2 rRNA genes are annotated in these 3079 nt (G+C 51.2%); both read right to left on the bottom strand.

The features are described from left to right. Positions 1–68 (bottom strand): 5S ribosomal RNA (rrf, locus tag R7E47_RS23900); the annotation flags it as partial. Positions 69–161: 93 nt separating this feature from the next. Beyond that, a 23S ribosomal RNA gene (locus R7E47_RS23895) occupies positions 162–3051 on the bottom strand. Positions 3052–3079 lie beyond the last annotated feature (28 nt).

Raw genomic sequence — 3079 nt, 5'->3', positions numbered from 1 at the left:
CGCTATTTCGTTTCACTTCTGAGTTCGGCATGGAAATCAGGTGGGTCCAAAACGCTATGGTCGCCAAGCAAATTCTTTAATCTGGAAAGCTGTTTTTTAATTCTCGTTCTTACACATTCAACGTTCTTTCATTGAGTCCATCAAAACCCCTTGGGTGTTGTATGGTTAAGCCTCACGGGCAATTAGTACAGGTTAGCTCAACGCCTCACAACGCTTACACACCCTGCCTATCAACGTCGTAGTCTACGACAACCCTTTAGGATACTTAAAGTATCAGGGAGAACTCATCTCAAGGCTCGCTTCCCGCTTAGATGCTTTCAGCGGTTATCGATCCCGAACTTAGCTACCGGGCAATGCGTCTGGCGACACAACCCGAACACCAGAGGTTCGTCCACTCCGGTCCTCTCGTACTAGGAGCAGCCCCTTTCAATTCTCCAACGCCCACGGCAGATAGGGACCGAACTGTCTCACGACGTTCTAAACCCAGCTCGCGTACCACTTTAAATGGCGAACAGCCATACCCTTGGGACCGACTTCAGCCCCAGGATGTGATGAGCCGACATCGAGGTGCCAAACACCGCCGTCGATATGAACTCTTGGGCGGTATCAGCCTGTTATCCCCGGAGTACCTTTTATCCGTTGAGCGATGGCCCTTCCATTCAGAACCACCGGATCACTATGACCTGCTTTCGCACCTGCTCGAATTGTCATTCTCGCAGTCAAGCGGGCTTATGCCATTGCACTAACCTCACGATGTCCAACCGTGATTAGCCCACCTTCGTGCTCCTCCGTTACGCTTTGGGAGGAGACCGCCCCAGTCAAACTACCCACCAGGCACTGTCCGCAACCCCGATAAGGGGTCGACGTTAGAACATCAACACTACAAGGGTGGTATTTCAAGGACGGCTCCACGCAATCTAGCGACTGCGCTTCAAAGCCTCCCACCTATCCTACACATGTAGGGTCAATGTTCAGTGCCAAGCTGTAGTAAAGGTTCACGGGGTCTTTCCGTCTAGCCGCGGGTACACTGCATCTTCACAGCGATTTCAATTTCACTGAGTCTCGGGTGGAGACAGCGTGGCCATCATTACGCCATTCGTGCAGGTCGGAACTTACCCGACAAGGAATTTCGCTACCTTAGGACCGTTATAGTTACGGCCGCCGTTTACCGGGGCTTCGATCAAGAGCTTCGACCGAAGTCTAACCCCATCAATTAACCTTCCGGCACCGGGCAGGCGTCACACCGTATACGTCATCTTGCGATTTTGCACAGTGCTGTGTTTTTAATAAACAGTTGCAGCCACCTGGTATCTGCGACTCTCAATAGCTCCATCCGCGAGGGACTTCACCGTCGAGAGCGTACCTTCTCCCGAAGTTACGGTACCATTTTGCCTAGTTCCTTCACCCGAGTTCTCTCAAGCGCCTTGGTATTCTCTACCCGACCACCTGTGTCGGTTTGGGGTACGATTCCTTACAATCTGAAGCTTAGAGGCTTTTCCTGGAAGCATGGCATCAATGACTTCACATCCGTAGATGCTCGACGTCGTGTCTCAGCCTTAAGAGAAACCGGATTTACCTAATTTCTCAGCCTACGCACTTGAACCTGGACAACCGTCGCCAGGCCCACCTAGCCTTCTCCGTCCCCCCATCGCAATTGTAAGAAGTACGGGAATATTAACCCGTTTCCCATCGACTACGCCTTTCGGCCTCGCCTTAGGGGTCGACTTACCCTGCCCCGATTAACGTTGGACAGGAACCCTTGGTCTTCCGGCGAGGAGGTTTTTCACCCCCTTTATCGTTACTCATGTCAGCATTCGCACTTCTGATACGTCCAGCATGCGTTACCACACACCTTCAACCGCTTACAGAACGCTCCCCTACCCAATGCACAAAGTGCATTGCCGCAGCTTCGGTTTACTACTTAGCCCCGTTACATCTTCCGCGCAGGCCGACTCGACCAGTGAGCTATTACGCTTTCTTTAAATGATGGCTGCTTCTAAGCCAACATCCTGGCTGTCTGAGCCTTCCCACATCGTTTCCCACTTAGTAGTAATTTGGGACCTTAGCTGGCGGTCTGGGTTGTTTCCCTCTCCACGACGGACGTTAGCACCCGCCGTGTGTCTCCCGGATAGTACTTACTGGTATTCGGAGTTTGCAAAGGGTTGGTAAGTCGGGATGACCCCCTAGCCTTAACAGTGCTCTACCCCCAGTAGTATTCGTCCGAGGCGCTACCTAAATAGCTTTCGGGGAGAACCAGCTATCTCCAGGTTTGATTGGCCTTTCACCCCTAGCCACAAGTCATCCGCTAATTTTTCAACATTAGTCGGTTCGGTCCTCCAGTTGATGTTACTCAACCTTCAACCTGCCCATGGCTAGATCACCTGGTTTCGGGTCTATATCCAGAGACTGAACGCCCAGTTAAGACTCGGTTTCCCTACGGCTCCCCTAGATGGTTAACCTTGCCACTGAATATAAGTCGCTGACCCATTATACAAAAGGTACGCAGTCACAGGACAAAGCCTGCTCCTACTGCTTGTACGTACACGGTTTCAGGTTCTATTTCACTCCCCTCACAGGGGTTCTTTTCGCCTTTCCCTCACGGTACTGGTTCACTATCGGTCAGTCAGTAGTATTTAGCCTTGGAGGATGGTCCCCCCATATTCAGACAGGATATCACGTGTCCCGCCCTACTCGATTTCACTGAACACACGTCGTCAACTACGGGACTATCACCCTGTATCGTCGGCCTTTCCAGGCTGTTCGTCTAACGCGTGTAAAGCTTAAGGGCTAGTCCAATTTCGCTCGCCGCTACTTTCGGAATCTCGGTTGATTTCTTTTCCTCGGGGTACTTAGATGTTTCAGTTCCCCCGGTTCGCCCTGTTGAGCTATGTATTCACTCAACAGTAATACCTTATGGTATTGGGTTTCCCCATTCGGAAATCCCAGACTCAAATGGTTTTTACTACCTAATCTGGGCTTATCGCAAGTTAATACGTCCTTCATCGCCTCTGACTGCCAAGGCATCCACCGTGTACGCTTAGTCACTTAACCATACAACCCGAAGGAGTTTCGAGTTGAT

Origin of the sequence: Vibrio sp. Vb1026, assembly GCF_033338745.1 — a bacterium.
Lineage (GTDB): Bacteria > Pseudomonadota > Gammaproteobacteria > Enterobacterales > Vibrionaceae > Vibrio > Vibrio alginolyticus.
Note: the sequence above shows the minus strand (reverse complement) of the source record. Positions and strands in the feature narration are given on the sequence as shown.